The sequence below is a fragment of the Virgibacillus sp. AGTR genome, from assembly GCF_016919725.2.
Taxonomy (GTDB): Bacteria; Bacillota; Bacilli; order Bacillales; family Amphibacillaceae; genus Virgibacillus; species Virgibacillus salarius.
Genome location: NZ_JAJERH010000203.1, coordinates 1 through 277 on the forward strand (window position 1 = coordinate 1; position 277 = coordinate 277).

The 277-nt window shown below is 36.8% G+C and carries 1 protein-coding gene; it reads right to left on the reverse strand.

Going from position 1 to position 277, the window contains the following annotated elements:
* A partial coding sequence (locus tag JUJ52_RS23235; RefSeq protein ID WP_228089274.1) for a transposase occupies window positions 1–277 on the reverse strand: 277 nt, incomplete at both ends.

The following is a 277-nucleotide window of genomic DNA, read 5'->3' on the forward strand; positions in this document are numbered from 1 at the left end:
GCGTAATGTCTTCTTCACTTTTACTATCCATTTCCTTGTACCTTGTTGCCATGTAGCTAATAGCTTTTTGCTTAAGCTCTTACTCCTTCTAGAATACACCCCATAGTGACGAATTGTCTTGAACTGTTCATTAGGAATATGACGTATTAATCGAATAATAAATTCTTCTACCGTTACGGTCTCATGTTTTTCTTTACCGTCTACTTTATCCATATATTTGAATGTCACATGTTGACCATCATATTCCTCGATACGATTGTTCCCAATCGCTGGTCGA